17 protein-coding genes are annotated in these 19,855 nt (G+C 45.3%); 8 read left to right on the top strand and 9 right to left on the bottom strand.

Annotation, left to right across the window (positions count from 1 at the left end):
• Positions 1-4: 4 nt before the first annotated feature.
• The 4 genes from E4N65_RS11160 to E4N65_RS11145 all read right to left on the bottom strand — a co-directional run bounded on the left by E4N65_RS11160 (position 5) and on the right by E4N65_RS11145 (position 3,333).
• Complete coding sequence (locus E4N65_RS11160) at positions 5-799, bottom strand: ABC transporter ATP-binding protein (RefSeq protein ID WP_253673284.1); 795 nt, start codon at positions 797-799, stop codon at positions 5-7.
• Positions 796-1,770 carry a FecCD family ABC transporter permease gene (locus tag E4N65_RS11155; protein ID WP_253673283.1) on the bottom strand — a complete coding sequence of 325 codons (975 nt, stop codon included), beginning with the start codon at positions 1,768-1,770 and terminating at the stop codon, positions 796-798. Before E4N65_RS11155 ends, E4N65_RS11160 begins: the two co-directional genes overlap by 4 nt.
• Positions 1,771-1,832: 62 nt before the next feature.
• Entirely contained in the window at positions 1,833-2,855 is a 1,023-nt protein-coding gene (locus E4N65_RS11150) for an ABC transporter substrate-binding protein (protein ID WP_253673282.1), read from the bottom strand.
• Positions 2,856-2,874: 19 nt separating this feature from the next.
• Positions 2,875-3,333 carry a flavodoxin domain-containing protein gene (locus E4N65_RS11145; protein WP_044014589.1) on the bottom strand — a complete coding sequence of 153 codons (459 nt, stop codon included), beginning with the start codon at positions 3,331-3,333 and terminating at the stop codon, positions 2,875-2,877.
• A gap of 568 nt (positions 3,334-3,901) precedes the next feature.
• Between E4N65_RS11145 and E4N65_RS11140 the strand changes: the two genes are divergently transcribed.
• Together E4N65_RS11140 and E4N65_RS11135 are read left to right on the top strand one after the other, a co-directional pair.
• Positions 3,902-5,326, top strand: a complete 1,425-nt coding sequence (locus tag E4N65_RS11140) for an AlbA family DNA-binding domain-containing protein (RefSeq protein ID WP_044017105.1) — start codon at positions 3,902-3,904, stop codon at positions 5,324-5,326.
• Between the two features lie 39 nt (positions 5,327-5,365).
• Positions 5,366-6,211, top strand: coding sequence for a hypothetical protein (locus E4N65_RS11135; protein WP_044014592.1), 846 nt, complete (start codon positions 5,366-5,368; stop codon positions 6,209-6,211).
• A 51-nt stretch (positions 6,212-6,262) separates the two neighbouring features.
• On the opposite strand, the gene E4N65_RS11130 is transcribed toward E4N65_RS11135, so the two are convergent.
• The 5 genes from E4N65_RS11130 to E4N65_RS11110 form a co-directional block, all read right to left on the bottom strand.
• Entirely contained in the window at positions 6,263-7,189 is a 927-nt protein-coding gene (locus E4N65_RS11130; protein ID WP_044014593.1) for an NAD(+)/NADH kinase, read from the bottom strand.
• Positions 7,189-8,199, bottom strand: coding sequence for an SPFH domain-containing protein (locus E4N65_RS11125; protein WP_044014595.1), 1,011 nt, complete (start codon positions 8,197-8,199; stop codon positions 7,189-7,191). The genes E4N65_RS11130 and E4N65_RS11125 overlap by 1 nt, the downstream gene beginning before the upstream one ends.
• A 51-nt stretch (positions 8,200-8,250) precedes the next feature.
• Positions 8,251-9,189 (bottom strand): hypothetical protein, encoded by a 939-nt coding sequence (locus E4N65_RS11120; RefSeq protein WP_044014597.1) that lies wholly within the window; start codon positions 9,187-9,189, stop codon positions 8,251-8,253.
• A 201-nt stretch (positions 9,190-9,390) separates the two neighbouring features.
• A complete protein-coding gene (locus E4N65_RS11115) occupies positions 9,391-10,581 on the bottom strand; it encodes a glycine C-acetyltransferase (RefSeq protein WP_044014599.1) in 1,191 nt (396 codons plus the stop codon).
• A 46-nt stretch (positions 10,582-10,627) separates the two neighbouring features.
• Complete coding sequence (locus E4N65_RS11110; RefSeq protein ID WP_044014601.1) at positions 10,628-11,602, bottom strand: L-threonine 3-dehydrogenase; 975 nt, start codon at positions 11,600-11,602, stop codon at positions 10,628-10,630.
• A gap of 78 nt (positions 11,603-11,680) precedes the next feature.
• Here E4N65_RS11110 and E4N65_RS11105 point away from each other — a divergent pair, with 78 nt between their 5' ends.
• The 6 genes from E4N65_RS11105 to E4N65_RS11080 all read left to right on the top strand — a co-directional run bounded on the left by E4N65_RS11105 (position 11,681) and on the right by E4N65_RS11080 (position 19,831).
• On the top strand, positions 11,681-12,382 hold the full coding sequence (locus E4N65_RS11105; protein ID WP_253673281.1) for a queuosine precursor transporter: 702 nt from the start codon (positions 11,681-11,683) through the stop codon (positions 12,380-12,382).
• Between the two features lie 306 nt (positions 12,383-12,688).
• On the top strand, positions 12,689-13,174 hold the full coding sequence (gene coaD, locus E4N65_RS11100) for a pantetheine-phosphate adenylyltransferase (RefSeq protein ID WP_253673280.1): 486 nt from the start codon (positions 12,689-12,691) through the stop codon (positions 13,172-13,174).
• Between the two features lie 231 nt (positions 13,175-13,405).
• Positions 13,406-15,070 carry a formate--tetrahydrofolate ligase gene (locus tag E4N65_RS11095; RefSeq protein ID WP_253673279.1) on the top strand — a complete coding sequence of 555 codons (1,665 nt, stop codon included), beginning with the start codon at positions 13,406-13,408 and terminating at the stop codon, positions 15,068-15,070.
• Positions 15,071-15,092: 22 nt separating this feature from the next.
• The gene (gene brnQ, locus E4N65_RS11090; RefSeq protein ID WP_253673278.1) at positions 15,093-16,433 is read left to right on the top strand and encodes a branched-chain amino acid transport system II carrier protein; all 1,341 of its coding nucleotides are present in this window, start codon (positions 15,093-15,095) and stop codon (positions 16,431-16,433) included.
• A gap of 346 nt (positions 16,434-16,779) precedes the next feature.
• On the top strand, positions 16,780-18,630 hold the full coding sequence (locus E4N65_RS11085; RefSeq protein WP_253673276.1) for a methyl-accepting chemotaxis protein: 1,851 nt from the start codon (positions 16,780-16,782) through the stop codon (positions 18,628-18,630).
• 37 nt (positions 18,631-18,667) lie between these two features.
• A complete protein-coding gene (locus E4N65_RS11080) occupies positions 18,668-19,831 on the top strand; it encodes a peptidoglycan DD-metalloendopeptidase family protein (protein ID WP_253673275.1) in 1,164 nt (387 codons plus the stop codon).
• The last annotated feature ends 24 nt before the right edge of the window (positions 19,832-19,855 follow it).

Here is a 19,855-nt window from a genome sequence, read left to right as displayed (position 1 = left end):
GCCGTTACTTCAAATACACAAACGGGATATCATCGATGCGTTGAAGCCGGATAGCACCGCATCCTTTTTCTGCGTACATAACATTCAGCATTGCGGTAATATTGCGTTCAAAATCGGGATTAGTTTTTTCTTCCACGGCAGCGATACCTCCGCCGTAAATGCAGTAGACAAGGTCGGCGTATTGCAAGGCAAGCGCGGGGTTATGAATAGAAACGAGCACCGTCTTGTGCACTTTTGTACAAAGCTTACGGGTAATCTGCATAATCTTATGCTCGTTGTAAAAGTCGAGATTGGCGGTCGGTTCATCCAAGAGGATGATGGGCGCATCCTGTACCATGCCGCGGGCAAGCATCACAAGCCGCGATTCCCCGGAACTGAGCTGACTGTAATAGCGGTCGGCGAATTGCGTTAAACCGAATATATCGAGCGCATGGTCGACATATTCCCAATCTTTTTGCGAAGGGGCTTGCAGCGCGGTTTGATGGGGATTACGTCCCATCACGACAAAGTCGCGTACCGTGTAGGTAAATACGCCGGAATGTCCCTGCGGAATGTAGCATACTTTTTGGGCAAATCGCTTTCGTGTAAGCTGCGCCGCATTTTCTCCTAATACGGAGAGCGTACCGGACGCGGGCGTATCCAATCCGGCGAGCAGCCGCAAAAGTGTTGTTTTGCCCGCGCCGTTAGGGCCTATCAGCGCAATAACCTGTTGCTGCGGAATATCCAGCCGGAGGTCTTTCAGAATAGGCTGGGTTCCCCGCACCGCCGTAACGCCGTCAAGCTCAAAAGCCGCGTTCATATTCCAATCCAAATATCGTTGTTCCGGCGGAGCATCAACTGCGCAAGAATCGGCGCGCCTATGACAGCCGTGATAATACTGACCGGTATCTCATTGCCGGACAGGGAGCGGGCAACGGTATCCGCAAACAGCAGCAGGGCGGCGCCGCACATAAAGGAAAGCGGGGCAACTTTGTAATTGTTATTGCCGAACAGCAGCCGGATAACATGCGGCGCAATAAGCCCGATCCAACTGATGATACCCGCAGCGGACACGACGCTTGCAACCAACAATGTCGAGGTGATAATAAACAGCAGCCGCATCTTTTTAACCGGCGTACCGAGCGCCGCCGCTTCTTCATCACCGAGCGAGAGAATATTGAGCTGCCTGCGGAACAGGATAATAAAGCTGCATCCCGCAACGGCAATCGGCAAAAAGGCGGCGAGCTTTTTCCACGTGATAACGTTAAAACAGCCCATCAGCCAGAACTCCAGAGCAGGCAGCTCATTGAGCGGATCCGCCATGTATTTGATAAGGGATACGCCTGCTCCGGCAAGCGCATTGATAATGACGCCTGCAAGCACGAGGCGTATCAGGCTGTGTTCTCCGCCGATGTTCGAAAGCTGCAACACAAGCAACGTCGCCCCGATGCCGCCCGCAAAGGCGCAAAGCTGGATGCCTGCCGCACTTGTATGGAGCAGCACGATACCGATTGCCGCGCCGAGGGAAGCGCCGGTAGAAACCCCGATAATGTCGGGCGCTACCAGCGGATTACGGAACAGGCTTTGCAGGCTTACCCCGCTTAACCCGATTGCGCCCCCCGAAAGAAAGACAAAGAGGGTGCGCGGCAGCCTAATGTTCATAAAGATATTGTAATCGGCTGTAGTTACCGCCGCAAATGCATCGGTGCGGAACAGGATGGAAAGTATTTTAATAAAAGAGAGCGGATAACGCCCCCAGCTCAGCGAGAATATCAGCGCCGCCAGAGGCATTATACAAGCTGCACATATCAGTTTAGTCCGGTACCGCATCTGCATTGAAAGGTTTTATCTTTTTATTTTACATTAAGAGAGGCGAGGTCTTTTTCTTTACCGAAGAAGTCCCGATAAAAGGCCTTGGTTTTTTCCGCTAAATAACCGGCAGGAACTTTTCCCGGATGCAGTTTATCGGCAAGCCAGATAACACCGAGGCATGAGCACGGAATGGGGGAATCCCACTCGTCAACACTTGACGGGAATACATAGACCTTGCCGTTATCGACTGCAGGAATGCCCTTCCATTCAGCCTTTCCGGCGAGTTCTGCCGGAGTTACCTTCGAGCCCGTTGCGGCAACGATAACCTGCGGGGCGTATTTCTGGACTTGCTCCAGCGATACTTTTGTCCAATAGACATCGGTAATGTCATCGCTTACCAATTTTCCGCCTGCTGCCGCAACGAGTTCCGCTTGGAACATCTTGGGGCTGAGCGCGTTCAGAGGATCGGAGCGGCTAGCCACATAAACGGATACCGCCGGTTCGCCTTTTACGAAACCTGCGACATCATTTAAGATTGTCGTATAAAAAGTGAGCAGCTTTTGCGCTTGTTCGCGATTACCGGAAGCGGCGCCGAGCATTTCAACATAGCTGAAAAAATTCTTCATCGTTTCAGGCTCAATCACCAATGCAGGAACACCGAGCGCTTCGATTTGGGGAAGCTGCTGTGCGGCTTTAAACGGCACTAAAATGAGATCGGGAGACAGAGAAGCAACTGCTTCAAGGTTCAAGTTCTTTGCGCCGCCGCATGCGGGTTTATCCGCCAGTTCGGGAGCGAATTCTTTAATAAACGGCCGACCGCTTTTTCCGTCGTCGCCCGACACGATATAGTCCCGACAGCCGATTGCCAATGCCGTGTTGCTGAGAATATAAAACGGCGCGACAATCCGCTCCGGCTTTTTGGGGATAACAACGGTTCTGCCCTGATGATCGGTTACGGTTGCAAAACCTTCCGATGCTTTTTTGTCCTGCTTTCCGCCTGCCCATACAGGCAAAGCTGCAAGCATCACAACCAAGATTGCTAATGAACAAAGTTTTTTACACATAGAGTTCTCCTTTATAAACTTAGATAGACGTTAACATAATCTTCTGAATAAACGCAACCCCGTCTGCAAGTTCTTTATCGTCAGGGTGGCCTTTCCCTAAGCCGCCGAACAGCTTGAATGGTCCGAAGGTATCAAATCCTTTACATTCAAATTCACCCAATACGGTAAAGCCGTTCGCCTGTAAATAGCCGGCAAATTTTTTTGCATATCGACCTTTTCCCACTCCGCTCGTACATACGGCGAAAGCATATTTCGGAAGTTCAGTCCGGTGCTGTTTCAAAAATGCATATATCGATTTGTGAAATCTTCCTGCATATATTCCCGAAGCGAAGCCGACACAATCGTATTCCGAAAAATCGATATTTTGAGCTTGCTCTACTTTAAACAGCGTTACCGGCATGTCGTGCGCCATTGCCGTAACTACTTTTTCCGTATTTCCATGATGAACCGACGCATAGATAATAGCCGCTTTTTTCATAAAATCTCCCGATAAAAATGTTAAAACTCCATGTCGAGCAATATGCTTACATTATCCGACAGTGTCTTATTTTTAACGGTGCGATTGTACTACTTTTCCGATACCGATGCAAATGATAAATCAGGGTAAACGCATCAGGTCGTTTTTTAACATTCCCGCGGAAAAATCGATACTATTCGACCAGAGTTGAACCTCTTCGCGGTTCAAATGGTCTCACAGTCTCAATTTTTCTGCGGTTTTTATTTACTCTACCTGATGCGTTTACCCGCCTGTTGAAAAAAATGTGCGAAATTTTATTTCCTTAAAATGCAACAGTTGAACAAAATATGAATTTTGGAAACTGTTGCATTCGTGCGCGAAAAGCGCACACATCAATACGCAAGTTTTCGAAAGAAAACTTGACGGTTAAGGTGAGCGGCGTCATTGTAGACGCTCACCTTATACCTATGAAATTTCGCACAGAAGGAAGGCAACCGCTAAAAATATTTTTAATGCGGTTGCCCTGCCGATAAATATTCCGGTATGGAAAATAAGCTCTTGGCGTGATAAAATCAGCATAAGGAGAATTATGACACCAGAAGAAATAAAGAAACTCATTCAAAACGGTGAAAAAATTGATGTTGAATTTAAAGAATCAAAGAATGCCTTATCAAAAGACGTATATGATTCCGTTTGTTCTTTTAACAATAGAAACGGCGGTCATATAGTATTAGGAGTTAACGACAAAAGAGAAATTACCGGCGTTAATCCTGACATGGTTGATAAAATAACAAGGGAATTTACAACAGCTATTAATAATTCGCAAAAAATATATCCGCCTTTATACTTAACACCTGTTTCAATAGATATGGAAGGCAAGAAACTTATTTATATTAGAGTGCCAAAAGGCTGTCAGGTGTGCAGGCACAATGGGCGCATTTGGGATAGATCTTACGAGGGTGATATAAATATTACCGATAATGCGGAACTGGTATATAAGCTTTATGCGCGGAAACAAAGCACCTATTTTGTAAATAAGGTCTATCCTAATTTGGGAATAGATTGTTTAAACTCAGCGGTAATTGAAAAAGCACGAAAAATGGCTATTGCAAGGAATCAAAATCATTTATGGATGAGTATGAATGATGAAGAACTTCTGAGAACGGCTAATTTAATTTTAATTGATCCGGAAACAAATAGAGAAGGTATTACCTTAGCAGCCATTTTATTATTTGGAAAAGACAACGCCATTATGTCCGTTTTATCACAGCATAAAACGGATGCACTATTTAGAGTAGAGAACAAAGACCGATATGATGACAGAGATGTCGTCATTACCAATCTGATTGACAGTTATGATAGGCTTATCAACTTTGGCAGAAAGCATTTGAATGACTTGTTTGTTTTAGAGGGCATTGTTAATGTCAATGCAAGAGATAGGATACTCCGAGAAGTAGTTTCCAACACATTAGCCCACAGGGATTATTCAAGCGGCTTTCCTGCGAAAATGATTATTGATGATGAAAAAATTACTATCGAAAATAGCAATGTAGCACATGGGATAGGCGCATTGGATTTGCAAAAATTCGAACCGTTTCCTAAAAATCCGTCAATATCTAAAGTTTTTAGGGAAATTGGAATTGCCGATGAGCTTGGTTCCGGTATGCGTAACACCTATAAGTACACACAGCTGTATTCGGGAAAAAATCCTATTTTTGAAGAAGGAGATATATTCAGAACGATTATTCCACTCAAGAAGATTGCGACAGAAAAAGTCGGCGAAAAAAATGTCCCTCACAATGTCTCTCACAATGTCCCTCACAATGTCCCTCAGAATAAGAAGGAGCTGATTGAATTTATAAAGGCAAAGGTGAGGTCAAATAATAAAATTACAAGACAAGCTATTGCAGATAGTGCCGGCGTAAGTGTAAAAACTATCCAGAGAACCATAAAAGAGATAGAGAATCTACGATATGTCGGTACCGGGAATAACGGACACTGGGAACTTAATTAGAAACGTAAAAAATTTGAACAGGAATAAAACGATCGGCGTATGGAATTAGATTTTAAGCATGCTTCATTACAGGAAATAATTGACTATGCTCCCGACCTCCGCAGAGAGGCGTATGTAGATGCAACACTGCGGATGCAGGCGGATGATAATATCGTTGGGGTATTCGGCTCTGCGTATTCGGAAGCTCAGTCTCCCGTTATCGACGAAGCGCTCATCTACGGCTGCGGTCTTGTGCCGGTGCCGATTGTCGGAGTGGATGCCTTTATTTTTAAACACGGTGATTATCCTGCCTGCGATGCAATCAAGAGTACGATGGTATATTTAACGACGCAAAAGTGTCCGCTTCTGTATTCTTCCAAGATGTATGTGCTTGACGGTTGTTGCCCTGCTGTCGAAACCGCATTCCGGCAGTGTACGCAAAAACCTGTGCATATATACAACGATGCGGAAACACTCAAGACAGTGCTGCAACAGGTGTATGGCTGCGAGTATTCCGCTGCCCGCTATCAAGAATCGAAGTCTGCCTTTCTAATGCTGAATTGCTTGCTGCAGCAGCTTGAGCAGAGCGCACTTTCCGGCAATGACTTTGGGGTGCTCGCTTTTTATTCCCGTTTTATCTTTGAGCTTGAAGAACGAATTGCTTTCTTGACGCGGGTATGCGAATTGCTTTCTTCCGCAGCAACCTGCGAATATTCATCTCATTCACCGGAAAAACGAGTGCCTGTTTCCATTTATTGTCCCGACGGCATCATACAAAAAATCAAACCGGCTGCCGGAAATTATTTTAAGCCGGTATGGGTGCAGGCAGGGCGTTCCGCCGATATTGCATGCGCAGGATGTATCTATCCCGCGGCTGAGTATGTGGGGTATAGGGAACGTCCATAAATTTCCTCGGCGGAACGCGTGGTTCCTAAGGTTCGAAAGGAAACAGCCTCTCTATTTCACTACGATATTGCCCTTGGAATCCGCGATGGAAATACGCGCCACAACCGAATAATTAAAATCAAGATAATCATCTTGAATGCCATCGGAAAAGATGATGCCGTTTTCGCCCATCCTCGATTCAACGCAGAAATCCGTACCGGGGGTGATAGAACCGAAAATAATCTTTGTACCGGTGTTGACGCTCGGGAACGGTTCCCTCACGGCAAAGGTGAGCTGTTCTTTGCCCCAATCGATGACGGACTTTGCTTTAATTGCGAGCGATTGTTTTGATAAGCGGCCGGTAATTCCCGAAGCGCCTGCCAATACGCTTTTCATCCAACCGGAACGTCCAAGAGGCGTAGAAACGATAATGCCGCTTGAAGATTGATTTTCTACAGCTCCGTCAACCGTAATAGCATACCGTGCCGACGCATGATTTTTAACACCGATAAAAAAATCGTTGACGGCATACAGCACCTGATTATCGGAAAGCTGTACTTTCGCTTTGGTAACCTGCTTTACGGTTGCCTCGTCATTCAACGCCTGCCTGATAACCGTTCCGGCCTCATCTACCGAAAACTGAGACAGGACGCCGTCCCACCTGCTTGAATCGGGATTGATGCCGATCAGTTTTTGCGCTTCCAGATATTTCAGAGTATTGGCGATAAGACCGTCCTGTCCGACGGTGATAATCGTATCATTTTTGCCGAATATAAAATTCGGTAAAAATTTCCAGTCGATAACTTGTACGTTGCCGATACCTTGCGCGGTTTTTACCAGCTTATCCAGTACCGCATAGTACGTTTCGTGTTCCGCTTCATAATCCTTAAAATCCGCATTCAGATGCTCGATGTAAAATTGAGCCTGCTGCTTTGTATTAAACCGCGCGACAAGCGCATCTAAACGAGTCGGACGGCGGATAATAATCAGCCTGTCCATTATTTTTTCATCAACTGCTGTAACAGTTCCGAACTGATATTCAGCTCGCCGATTTTACCGGCGTTTTCCGCGAGTCCGGTAAACGCATTTGCGATCAGCTTTTCGGGCGCCATACCGATTGAAGAAAGCGCTTTGATAATTTCGGGATTGATCTTGGACATCGGCTCCAGAACGGCGTTTAGCGAATAGGCTTTAATATCCGCCTCGGTCTTCTTGTTCTTAACGGAAATTTCAATAAGCTTCGTATTTTCCTGCTCCTGCTTAATTTTGAATGCCATATCTTCCTGTAAAATAACCCGCTTCTTTTCTTGAACCGCCCGTTTTCCCTCCATGTGCGCTTCCATAATTTGCCGCTGTTTTTCTTCAACTGCAATCTGCGTGTTCAATTCGTTTTCTTTTATTTTTCGCTCCTGCTCTACCGCTGCATTACGCCGCTTGTACACCGCATCATCCGCTTCGCGCAGAATATTTTCTCGCGTTTCCGCTTCCAACGCCCGCGCTGTTTCTTTGTTCGGCAAGATTGAAAGAATATTGATATTTGTGATTGTAATTCCCAAATTTTGCAGATATTCGTTGTGCTGCACCGCTTCTTTTAATGCCCCTGCAATTCGATCAATTGATTGTATCGCTTCCCGCAAAGGCAGCTTGGAAACTTCGGTTTTGGTCATCGTATTTACCAAATTGATAATAATCCGGCTCAATTTTTCAGGATCGTCCGACAGGTACGCATAATTTTTAAGATCAACGGAGAAATTAACTTGATCGATAATTTTTTCGGTATCGGTTATTTTATAGATCAAATCACCTTGTATGGTCAGCGTTTGATAATCACTCGAAAGCTCTTCAAACATGAACGGTACGTTTTTTGTTTCAAGCGGAACGGTAATAATCGAAGTCGAAGGTTTATAAAACCAAAACGAAAGCCCGCGGCCTTTTTTTACCACACGTCCTTTTTTAATTACGTGAATATATTCATTTGGTTCAAATTTTACAAATCGCAATCCGAACATATCGGCTCTCCTCTGATAACTGATACAGCATAATGCAATGACTCTTTATACTTAATCCAGTTTTTTTATTTCGATAAACCGTACTTCTTGCCTGTAAGCGCTTACTATCGTAATAATTGAGGCCAATATTAAAATTCCACCGTTTACCAATAAATCTCTTTTAACCAGCTTTGCGATATCCGGTTCGGTGATGATAAGCTCCGGCGTTTCTTTTAAAACATCGAAAAAGCCGATATGCTCAATATCCGGCGCTTCATTTACGGCATCGTATATACGCCAGCCGTATTCCAAGACGGTTGCCGCTGCGAGCGCTATGCTCAGTACAATCAAAATCATAACGATGGCTTTTACAGTTAATTTTTTTCCCAGTCGTTTGTATACAGTATAGGATATTGCGCTGAGTAAGACTGGAATCGCCCAAACATAGAGGTTCATTTTTCCGACGATAACATACAGTAAGATTCCCGCTAATGCAACGCCGATAACGCCCAATGTACCGAGTAAAAAATTTTCTTGAGTGTTTTTGTCTTTTTCTTTTTGAGCGGTAAGATCGGCTTCTTTTTCTGCCCGCTCAGCTTCGGTTAGATACAGGTATTGCGATCCTATTTGAAATAACCGTATTGTTCCGTCATTTTTACCATAGATAAATCCGCCGGATTTATACTTATTTTCTACAAGGAACGGGATTACGGTATCATTCAGTAAATTGAATGTTTTCTTATAGTTACCTAATGCCGGTATAGGATATTCAAGGATTAATGTTGCGTTATCGATACGCGTTTTTACCTTTTTTATTTCGCAAAGCCGCGGTTGCAAAAGAGCGAGCATGTCTTCTCCATCAGCCTCTTTAGAGGCGCCGATGGTAAGGATACATTTTTTCGCATTGGTATCCACGCGAAAAATCGTATAAAACCCTTGCAGCATTCCTGCATATACATTCTTATATTTTTTAAATTGATAATCTTTAGATAAAAAGTCTAAACTTCCCATGAGTGTTCCTCTTTGAGTAAATAAGCTGCGCCGCAAATAATGAGGTGCTTTTGAAAATGAATTTTTCTGTGACTATAGGGCATCTCTAAAAAGATAAAGAGACGAAAGGCTATACGAACCGTATCTGCCCCTGGCTGTACGGCTCAGTCCGTATCACCGGAACCGTATCATAGCTTCCGTCTCTTCTCATTTAGGATCTGCTTATGCGATAATGCCCATCTCTTTTCCGACTTTTTCGAAGATGGCAATAGCGCGGTCGAGCTGTTCGGTGGTGTGTCCTGCCGTTACCATACAGCGGACGCGTCCGGTGCCTTTGGGTACGGTGGGGAACACGATCGGTCCGATGAATAAGCCGTTATCGAACAGCTTTTTGGAGAACTCAAGGGTCTTCGCTTCTTCCCCGATGATGACCGGCGTAATGGGGGTTTCGCTATGTCCGGTGTTAAAGCCGAGGCGAGCGAGCTTTTCTTTAAAGTAGCGGGCGTTTTTCCACAGCCGGTCAGTGTATTCGGTTGATTCCATCAGCATTTTGATGGCTTCGATACATGCGCCGATAGCGGCGGGGGGGAGTCCGGTGGAGAACAGGAAGGGACGTCCGCGGTTTTTCAGCCAGTCGATAGTAACCTGCTTACCGGCAACGTAACCGCCGACAACGCCGATTGCCTTGGACAGGGTGCCGATTGCAAAGTCTACTCTGCCGTGCAGGTGGAAGTGGTCAACGGAGCCGCGTCCGCTCTCGCCTAATACACCGCTTGCGTGAGCGTCATCCACGTAGGTTAGGCACTCGTATTTTTCCGCAAGCGCAACGATTTCCGGTAGCTTGGCAATGTCGCCGTCCATGGAGAACACGCCGTCGGTGATGATGAGGATGTTGCGGTAGTTGGGGCGCTTTTCTTTTAAAACCCGCTCTAAGTCTGCCATGTCGGAGTGCTTAAACACTGCCTTATCGGCTTTTGAAAGGCGGGAGCCGTCGATGATGGACGCATGGTTTAATTCATCGGATAGGATGAGGTCGCCCTTGTCGGTAACCGCTTGGATAACCCCGGCGTTGCAGTTAAAGCCTGACTGGAAGGTGAGCACCGCTTCTTCCCGCTTGAATGTAGCAAGCAGAGTTTCGAGTTCATCGTGAATCTTCATGTTTCCGATGATAGGGCGGACGGCGCCCGCTCCCGCGCCGTAGGTTTCGATCGCTGCGATTGCCGCCTTCTTTAAACGGGGATGGTTTGCAAAGCCCAGATAGTTATTTGATGAAAGGTTGATAACTTTCTTTCCATTAATAACGCATTCTGCTTCGTTTGGCCCGTCAAGGGTTACCGGTACCTTATACAAGCCTTGATCTTTTAATTCCTGTACTTTTTCTTTTAAAAAAGCCATTTCGTGAATATTGCTCATTGTTTTCTCCTCTTCAATGAAATTTAATGCTCATTGCAACGTTTCTTTATTTTTGTGCCGAGTGATATGCAACACCGAGCCGCTTGCTCAGTTTTTCCAGCATATCGACGGTCATCGTTTCCAGTGTGTACTCGGGTTTCCAGTTCCATTCATTCCGTGCACAAGTGTCGTCGATGGAGTTCGGCCATGAATCGGCAATGGCTTGCCGCATGGGATCTACCTTGTAGTTCATCTTGAACTCGGGAATGTGCTTTTTAATTTCCGCAGCGATAATTTCCGGAGAGAAACTCATCGAACCGATATTAAAGGCGTTGCGATGGATCAGTTTGGATTCATCGGTTTCCAAAAGCTGCTGAACCGCTTTAAGGGCATCGGGCATATACATCATGTCCATATAGGTGCCTTCTTTAATAAAGCAGTCGTATTTTTTGTTTTTCAGTGCTTCGTAATAAATGTCAACGGCATAGTCGGTAGTGCCGCCGCCCGGAGGAGTTGTATACGAGATGAGGCCGGGGAAGCGCACGCCGCGGGTATCGACGCCGAAGCGCTTGTGGTAGTAGTCACACAGCAGTTCGCCTGAAACTTTGGTTACGCCGTACATCGATGTCGGGCGCTGGATGGTGTCCTGAGGCGTTTTGTCTTTCGGGGTTCCCGGCCCAAAGGCTGCGATAGAGCTGGGGACAAAGAATCGGTATTTATTCTCCCGGGCGATTTCCAGCATATTGTATAATCCGTGGATATTGATATTGAACGCCATTTGCGGATCGCGTTCCGCAACAGCGGAAAGAAGCGCTGCTAAGTGAATAACGGTGTCTACTTTATATTTTTTACATACATCGGCAACTTTCTGCGGTTCCAACACGTTTAATTGTTCAAAAGGCCCGGATTCAAGCACTTCCGGCATGTCTTTTTTAACTACATCACTTGCAATTACATTGCTGCCGCCGTAGGTCTTGCGCAGATGCATAACCAATTCACTGCCGATCTGACCGAGGGCTCCTGTTACCAGTATTGTTTTCATATTACCTCCTCAGATAATACATTTTTAATCGATATATTTAGTATATCACCGTTTTTGCGATTTTGCTATAATAAAATAATGAATGACACTATTTTGACAGATGAAGCCGCAGGCTTCATGAAGAAAAAGAATTTCTTGCCGGTTCTTTCCGGACTCTTTATCGGTGTATTGGTACTGTCGAATATTTTGGCAGTAAAAATGGTGCAGATCGGTCCCTTCGTATTTGACGGCGGTACGCTGCTTTTTCCGTTTTCGTATATCTTCGGCGATGTGCTGACTGAGGTGTACGGCTATCGGGATACGCGGAAAGTCATTTGGACGGGCTTTGTCGTTCTCATTTTTATGGCGTTCAATGTCTGGCTGGTGAGTATTTTGCCGGCAGAGGGCGGCTGGAATCTGCAAAGCGATTTTAATAATATTTTGCTGCAAATGCCTCGCATCAGCGCAGGTAGTATCTGCGGTTACTTTATCGGCGAGTATAGCAATTCTACCGTTCTTTCTAGAATGAAGATACTTACCAACGGCAAACACCTGTGGATGCGCACCATCGGCTCCACCTTGATTGGAGAGCTGCTTGACAGTATCATTTTTGTGATGATTGCGTTTTCAGGGCTATACGCATCTTCTGTTTTAATGGTGATGGCTCTTTCCAATTATCTTTTTAAGACAACGATAGAAGTAGTTTTTACCCCTTTTACCTATCTGGTTGTTAATTTCTTTAAAAAACACGAACAGCTTGACACCTACGACTATGGTGAGCGGTATAGTCCGCTGCCGTAGTTTAACCGGTAATATTTCTCGTAAGAATTAATTCACCGCAGAGCTTACGGGCTTTGCGGCTTACTTTTCCAAAACTTTTATTTTCCAGTCTTTAATCGTTCGCGTTTCTTAATGCTACACATCAGAGTATGCAGGTAAAATATCCAATCATAAATCCTAAAGATGCCGCGGCTCCCTAAAAAAACTATTTGCGGTTTAGCCTTTTATGCGATACAATAGACACTATCGGTCACCGTTAAAAATCGATTTTGAGCTTTTAGCGGTGTTCTATTGGTATCGTAATAGAATAAAGGAATATGCTGCATTATGGTAAAAGCTGTCTTTGCGGGTTCATTTGATCCTCCGACTTTCGGACATTTGAATATTATCGAGCGCGCCCAAAAACTCTTTTCCGAAATCCATGTCGTCATTGCCGTAAATAGAAACAAGAGTTATTGTTTTTCCGGCGAGGAACGGCTGGAGGTCATACAACAACTGGTTTCCCGCTGGAATAATGTTTCGGTACATCTATGGGATTCACTGATCGTTGATTATGCAAAAAAAATTAAAGCGGATGTGCTTATCCGCGGTGTCCGGAATGATAATGATTTTTTATATGAATTTGATTTGGCGATGATGAACAAGAGTTTGAACCCGCAGATTGAGACGTTATTCTTAGTTCCTGATCCTAAATTTTTTGTACTGCGTTCCAGTTCAATTAAGGAGCTGGCGGCATTCGGCGGTGATGTATCGACGATGGTGCCGCCCATCGTTGAAGCTATGCTGAAAAAGAAGTTTTCTCCGAAAAAATAGCTGCTTATAACCCCGGACATCCCTGTCCGTTCTGAAACGTTGAGGATTTTCAGTAGCGGCAAGGATGCCGCTGGTTTAAACAGAAGCGATGTTTCAGCGTCAGCTGAAACTCGCCATCAAAAGTGTACATGGAGGTACACTTTTGATGATGCGACAATGCAGTAGATATACCGTATATTTTAAAAGGACGTTACCTTGTTTTTTTTATATGATTATAGTAAACTCGCCCGCATGAAAACCGATATTCAGATCGCACGCGAGACTTCGCTTAAACCGATACAAAAAATCGCAGCGGAACTTCATATAGATGCATCCTCAGTAATCCCCTACGGGTTTTATACGGCAAAAATTCCGTATACATCTATTGTTCCGTCCTGCGTAGAAGAGCATAAACTCATCCTTGTTACTTCCATGACGCCGACCAAGGCGGGAATCGGGAAGACGACGGTTTCCATCGGTTTAGCACTCGGCTTACAGAAAATAGGGAAAAATGCGGTTTTGGCCCTGCGCGAGCCTTCGCTCGGGCCCTGCTTCGGAATGAAAGGCGGGGCTGCGGGCGGCGGTTATGCACAAGTGCTCCCTATGGAAGAAATCAATTTACATTTTACCGGCGACTTCCACGCCGTTACCTCCGCACACAATATGATTAGCGCGTTGCTGGACAACTATGTGTTTAGGACGCAGAATACACCGCAGGGTTTAAAAAAAGTAGTTTGGAAACGGGTACTGGATGTTAATGACCGCGCACTCCGTTCAATTGTTACCGGACTCGGCGAAGGGAACGGTGTACCTGCAGAATCGGGATTTGATATAACCGCCGCTTCGGAAATTATGGCGATTTTGTGCCTCTCTTCCGATATCGACGATTTACGCCGCCGTATAGAAAAGATTATCCTCGGTTACCGTCCGGACAACACGCCCTTTACGGTTAAAGACCTCGGCGTTGCGGGAGCCATTACCGTACTGCTTAAAAATGCGATTAATCCGAATTTGGTGCAGACAACCGAAAATACCCCCGCATTTGTACACGGCGGTCCGTTTGCAAATATCGCGCACGGGTGCAATTCCATTATTGCGACTAAAACCGCCCTTACGTACGGCGATTACGTTATTACCGAAGCGGGATTCGGAGCCGATTTAGGCGCTGAAAAATTCTTTGACATTAAATGCCGCAAGGCGGGGCTTGCACCTGCCTTAACCGTACTTGTCGTTACCACCGGTGGGCTTAAATTGCATGGTGGCGTTCAAGAAGCGGAGCTGTCAAAGCCCAATAAAGAGGCGCTTAGCCGCGGGTTTAAAAATATGGATAAGCATGTTGAAAACATGCGTACATTTGGGCAGACGGTATTGGTGGTGTTGAATAAATACGGCTACGATACGGATGAAGAAATCGAGTGTCTCCGCACCTATTGCCGGAATACCGGTGTGCCGTTTGCCGTAAACAGCGCCTTTTCCGACGGAGGGGTCGGTGCAACGGATTTTGCCCGTACCGTTTCCGGTTTGATTGAAGCCGAACCCTCAAAGCCGCTTGTGTTTACCTATCAGGATAGTGATAGCATCAAGACAAAAATTGAGAAAATATGCAAACAGGTATACGGCGCAAAAACCGTTACCTATCATGCCGATGCGGAAAAAATGCTGAAGCGTATCAGTACGTGGGGAGTAGACTCCTATCCGGTATGTATCGCAAAAACTCAGTATTCTTTTTCCGACGACCCCAAAAAACTCGGCGTTCCGGAACAGTTTGATATGACTGTCCGCGAAATTATCGTGAACAATGGCGCCGAGATGATCGTTGCGGTTATGGGCGACATGATGCGGATGCCGGGGCTGCCGAAAGAACCTCAGGCGCTTCGCATAGACCTTGTAAACGGTTATATCGACGGATTAGCGTAAATTATATATTAGGAGACTCGCTATGAAGAAAGGCCTTCGAGATTGTATCATTGTCGGCTTTGCACTCTTTGCAATGTTTTTCGGCGCAGGAAATCTTATTTTTCCGCCGCTGCTCGGTTTTATGACCGGCAGTAAATGGTTTATTACGTTTATCGCATTCTCTATTACCGGTATTTGTATTCCTATTTTAGGCATTTTTGCAATGGGGAAAGCGGGCGGCGATGTACAGCACTTTGCCGGTAAGGTTCATCCTATTTTTGCTAATGTGTTCGGTACCGTTATTATGCTGGGTATCGGGCCGCTATTAGCGCTGCCGCGCACAGCCGCAACCACGTATGAAATTGGCGTACTTCCCTTTAGTACATCGACAAGCCCTGTCGTCAGTTCGATTATATTCTTTACCATTGTATTGATCTTTTCGATTAAACCCTCGAAAGTAATCGATACTATCGGCAAGTATTTAACACCGGTACTGATTGTCGTGCTTGCCGCTATCGTTATCCGCGCTTTTATTGTTCCGCTCGGGCCGCTTGAGAATCCTCCTCCGCAGAACTTTTTCTTAAAAGGCTTTTTGGAAGGATATCAGACGATGGATGCGCTGGCAGCCATGTTGTTTGCGACAATCATTATCAATAATATTAAGGAACGCGGATATTCCGATCGGAAATCGCTGTTAAAGATCAACCTTTCTGCCGGATTAATTGCTGCGGCAGGATTGCTGCTGGTGTACGGCGGGTTGCTGCATGCAGGCGCCTCTGCTTCGCAGGTGTTTCCTAAAAACATCAGCCGTACGGCTCTGTTGATCAATATCTGTGCAAGTTTATGGGGAAATGTCGGAACGGTGATTTTGTCGCTTTCGATTGCGTTTGCTTGTATTACGACTGCAATCGGTTTAACGGCAACCGCTGGGCATTTCTTTAAGAAATTGTTCAATAATAAGGTCTCTTATGAAGCAATCGTTATTGTCGTATCGGTATTCAGCTGCTGGCTTGCCAACTATGGGGTAGAAAATATCATCCGGTATTCGGTTCCGCTTTTGGAAGCCTTGTATCCGGTTTGTATCTTATTAACCGTTATGAACCTTTTAGATGACTATATCCCCAACCGGTACTACTATGTAGGGGGAACCATTGGTACGCTTTTAGTGAGCTGCTTGCAGGCATTTGCCTCAACCGAAGGTATTGTCAACGATTTTCTCGGGCTTTTCGGCGCACAGCCTGTGTCATTCGGCGGCTTGGCTGCGCTGCTGCAAAAACTCCCTCTTTCGAGCATCGGTGTTGCATGGCTGATTCCGGCCGTTATCGGTGCGTTATTGTTCGGACTGCTTGGCGGAAAGGGCAAGGCAGCAAAACAGATTGCTTAAAAAATTGGTAGAAACAAAAGCGGTATCGCTGAATATGTCTATCAATTTAGATGCGATGTTTAAGATTAAGTTATTACTATATAAAGGCTTAATTTAAAACCCGCTATCAGCCACGCTGATGGTGATGTCTAAAAAGTAACCAACTTTTGAGACATCACCAAGCCGGTTATCATACTTTTCTCGGCGCTTCCGCGCCCTCCTGTAATTCAAATAGTATTTTTTAAAGTAAAGTTCATTTAAGTTCGGTTGAAGATTTGATTTTAGGGAACCTCTAAAACCCTCAGTTTTTTAGAGATGTCCTTTAGATGGTTACGACAAATAACTCTATTAACAGGAGGCTCAATTCATGGAGCATTCAGTTTCTAAAGCGCCAAAATCGCTTTTTGTATTAAACTTTTTAATTTTTAACGGCGTTTTCGGCTTAACATTCTTGTATGCATGGTTTACAAAAATAGTACCGGATGCCGTGCTGTTGCGTATGTTTATGAATCCTGCAGCGTTATTAGGACTCTGCGCAACCCTATCGGTTCCGGTACTGTTATATCGAAATTGTATGCCGATTATTCAAAACTGGCGTTCGGAAGATAACGGTCTTGATAGGGCAAATAAAGCCTTAGCCGTATACTCACTGGTAAGTGTTTTTGTGCCGTTCTTTCTTTCAAGTGTTGTACCGGTACTAGCCCTTTGGTTAATAGGGGAGAGGAATTGGGCAATGTTTGTTGCAACAGTGCTGGCAGCCATCGGGTGTATGTTTTTTGTGTCCCTGTTCTTCTATGTTGTTTGGCTGCAGCGGATCGAACGATATACAAATTTTTTGGCGCTTGAAAAAAAACATATTAGTCTGTCATATACACAGCGCGGTGCGGCGGTAGGCTTTGCTCTTTTTATAGGGATTTCCTTTCTTTGTGTGGCTCCTTTTGTCGCAACACTTTATAACGGCAGGGATGTTGCTTTTACATTAACGTATGCTATGCTCCCTTTATTGATCGTGACGGTTGGAGGAGCTATTTTTATTAATCTTACGCTCTATAAGGGCGTGAATGACGAAATAGAGTCTATTCTCCGATTTACGGATAAACTTGCGGTAGGGAACTTTATTACCGAGCCGCTTGAAATGAACCGCCGTGATATATTCGGTTTGCTTGTTACACGGTTGAATAGTTTTTATGCCAATACCGTTGAACTTCTCAGGGGAGTAAAGACGAATACGCAGACAATGGGCGAAGCTATCGGCGTGTTGTCGATGAATACAACTGAGAGTGCCAATTCCGTTCATGAAATCAGTGCAAATATTGAAGGAATACAGCAGCAAATACTATCACAGGCTGCGAATGTGAGTGAAACGGCCGCTACTGTCGAAGAAATTGTCCGAACTATTAAACAGCTGAACTCCAGTATTGAAATACAGTCCGGAAGTGTGGCTCAATCTTCATCTTCTATAGAACAGATGGCGGCAAATATCGTGTCGATTACTCAAACCCTCGAAAAGACGGATGATGTGATTAAACGGCTTTCCTCTGCGACAGCCGACGGCAAGAGTACTATTGTAAGTTCGAATAAGGTAACACAGAAAATCGCGGAGGCTTCCGGTGGGCTTATCGATGCAAGTAATGTTATACAAAATATTGCCAGCCAGACCAACCTTCTTGCAATGAACGCTGCCATTGAAGCGGCACATGCCGGAGAGTCAGGTAAGGGATTCGCGGTTGTTGCAGACGAAATTAGAAAACTCGCAGAGGAATCCTCGGCTCAGGGTAAAAATATTACGACAACGCTGAAAGCCCTTAGTATCGAAATCGAAAGCTTAACGGGGTCTTCAAAGAGCGTTGAAGATAAGTTTAGTATTATTTTTGATCTTTCCAAACAAGTTAATACGATGAGCGCGGCTCTTATGGATGCAATGCAAGAGCAGGAAAATGGCAGTAGGGAAGTTCTATCGGCGATTAAGGATATCAATGCAGTTACTGCAGAGGTTAGAAACGGTTCTGTGGAGATGCTCAAAGGAGGCGAGCAGGTCGCCGAAGAGATGTATAAATTGGATAACTTCACGCGGTTTATTACTGACAATATGAATGAAATGGCGAGCGGTGCGATAGAGATAAACCGTTCGGTGCAGGAAGTTAATACGGTTGCACAGCAGGGAAAGGGTTTGGTTGAAAATTTGTCAAATGCAGTAAATAAGTTCAAGATCGACTAGGTCTTTGGTCTTACGGTTTTTTGCCGATAGTGTAACTATGGATATAATAACGTATCATGCGTCCGATATGGACATATTTCAAAGTGATTCCATGCCGTTTTCGGCTCAGATAACACATAAAAGCGGATATACGGGCGGACAGGCGCGGCAAGCGGCTGTCGCAGCCGATATGCGTTTTTTTTCCGGCTTTGATGATGTTCGTTCAGCGTATACCCATACCAAGCCGTCGGCGGCTGTTAATCGTACTATGCCGCTGATGCGGCTGAACCCTTTGCCTTTTTTACTGGGTTTCAGTATCCTCTATGCATTATTGGCACTCCCGTTGCTGCGTACCGGTGCAGGTTCTTATTCCATACGGAAAATGACCTTTAACGAGGAGCCTTTATCCGGACGTGCACTGCATTCATATATTTTCCCCGAAGCGGAAAATTTTATCGATCAAGAGGCAGTAACTGCTGCGGAAGGGTATGTTTCGACGGTAACATTTAAAGATTACACCGTTAGAAAGGGGGATACTATCAGCGGTATTGCTTCCCGGGCAGGATTGCGGAATTTCGGAACGTTGTTATCGGTTAATAATATCGATAATGCGCGCCGCATCAGTACGGGGCAGGTACTGCGTATACCATCGGCAGACGGCCTTTTGTATACGGTTAAAAAGAACGAAACCCTTGCGGGCATCGCGGCAGCTCATAATGTACCCGTTACGGCTTTGCTTGATGCAAACGATTTAACGCACGAAACGCTTGCCGTCGGACAAAAGCTTTTTATTCCCGGCGCATCGCTTTCGTCTTTTGAGCTGCGGAAGGCTCTCGGTGAATTATTTATCTATCCGATACACGGTAGACTTACCTCACCATTCGGGTACCGGAGCGATCCTTTTACGGGGGTACGAAGTTTTCATTCAGGTGTTGATTTGGCTGCGCCGACAGGGACATCCGTTAAGGCAACGCTCGACGGAAAAATTGCCGAAACAGGATTTAACCGTGTTTTTGGGAATTATATCATTATTACTCATGATCGGGGTTATCAGTCCCTTTACGGTCATTTATCGGCGATTTATGTCAAGCGGGGGCAGTATGTCACGCAAGGCGCGGTCGTGGGTGCGGTCGGTAATACCGGATATTCTACCGGCCCACATTTACATTTGTCTATTTATAAAAACGGGAGATTGATTAATCCGTTTTCCGTTCTAAAATAGGTCATTATTACAAAGCAATATGCG

It is taken from the genome of Treponema sp. OMZ 855 (genome assembly GCF_024181145.1).
GTDB lineage: Bacteria > Spirochaetota > Spirochaetia > Treponematales > Treponemataceae > Treponema.
This window is presented reverse-complemented; position numbering and strand designations above follow the sequence as displayed.

What these genes read in the sequence shown, in the direction of transcription:
- E4N65_RS11160 (WP_253673284.1), bottom strand. Translation starts at nt 799, where the DNA reads ATGAACGCGGCTTTTGAGCTTGACGGCGTTACGGCGGTGCGGGGAACC.
- E4N65_RS11150 (WP_253673282.1), bottom strand. Translation starts at nt 2,855, where the DNA reads ATGTGTAAAAAACTTTGTTCATTAGCAATCTTGGTTGTGATGCTTGCA.
- E4N65_RS11130 (WP_044014593.1), bottom strand. Translation starts at nt 7,189, where the DNA reads ATGGACAGGCTGATTATTATCCGCCGTCCGACTCGTTTAGATGCGCTT.
- brnQ (WP_253673278.1), top strand. Translation starts at nt 15,093, where the DNA reads ATGAAGAAAGGCCTTCGAGATTGTATCATTGTCGGCTTTGCACTCTTT.
- E4N65_RS11080 (WP_253673275.1), top strand. Translation starts at nt 18,668, where the DNA reads ATGGATATAATAACGTATCATGCGTCCGATATGGACATATTTCAAAGT.
- E4N65_RS11115 (WP_044014599.1), bottom strand. Translation starts at nt 10,581, where the DNA reads ATGAGCAATATTCACGAAATGGCTTTTTTAAAAGAAAAAGTACAGGAA.
- E4N65_RS11155 (WP_253673283.1), bottom strand. Translation starts at nt 1,770, where the DNA reads ATGCCTCTGGCGGCGCTGATATTCTCGCTGAGCTGGGGGCGTTATCCG.
- E4N65_RS11095 (WP_253673279.1), top strand. Translation starts at nt 13,406, where the DNA reads ATGAAAACCGATATTCAGATCGCACGCGAGACTTCGCTTAAACCGATA.
- E4N65_RS11125 (WP_044014595.1), bottom strand. Translation starts at nt 8,199, where the DNA reads ATGTTCGGATTGCGATTTGTAAAATTTGAACCAAATGAATATATTCAC.
- E4N65_RS11145 (WP_044014589.1), bottom strand. Translation starts at nt 3,333, where the DNA reads ATGAAAAAAGCGGCTATTATCTATGCGTCGGTTCATCATGGAAATACG.
- E4N65_RS11085 (WP_253673276.1), top strand. Translation starts at nt 16,780, where the DNA reads ATGGAGCATTCAGTTTCTAAAGCGCCAAAATCGCTTTTTGTATTAAAC.
- E4N65_RS11135 (WP_044014592.1), top strand. Translation starts at nt 5,366, where the DNA reads ATGGAATTAGATTTTAAGCATGCTTCATTACAGGAAATAATTGACTAT.
- coaD (WP_253673280.1), top strand. Translation starts at nt 12,689, where the DNA reads ATGGTAAAAGCTGTCTTTGCGGGTTCATTTGATCCTCCGACTTTCGGA.
- E4N65_RS11110 (WP_044014601.1), bottom strand. Translation starts at nt 11,602, where the DNA reads ATGAAAACAATACTGGTAACAGGAGCCCTCGGTCAGATCGGCAGTGAA.
- E4N65_RS11105 (WP_253673281.1), top strand. Translation starts at nt 11,681, where the DNA reads ATGAATGACACTATTTTGACAGATGAAGCCGCAGGCTTCATGAAGAAA.
- E4N65_RS11140 (WP_044017105.1), top strand. Translation starts at nt 3,902, where the DNA reads ATGACACCAGAAGAAATAAAGAAACTCATTCAAAACGGTGAAAAAATT.
- E4N65_RS11120 (WP_044014597.1), bottom strand. Translation starts at nt 9,189, where the DNA reads ATGGGAAGTTTAGACTTTTTATCTAAAGATTATCAATTTAAAAAATAT.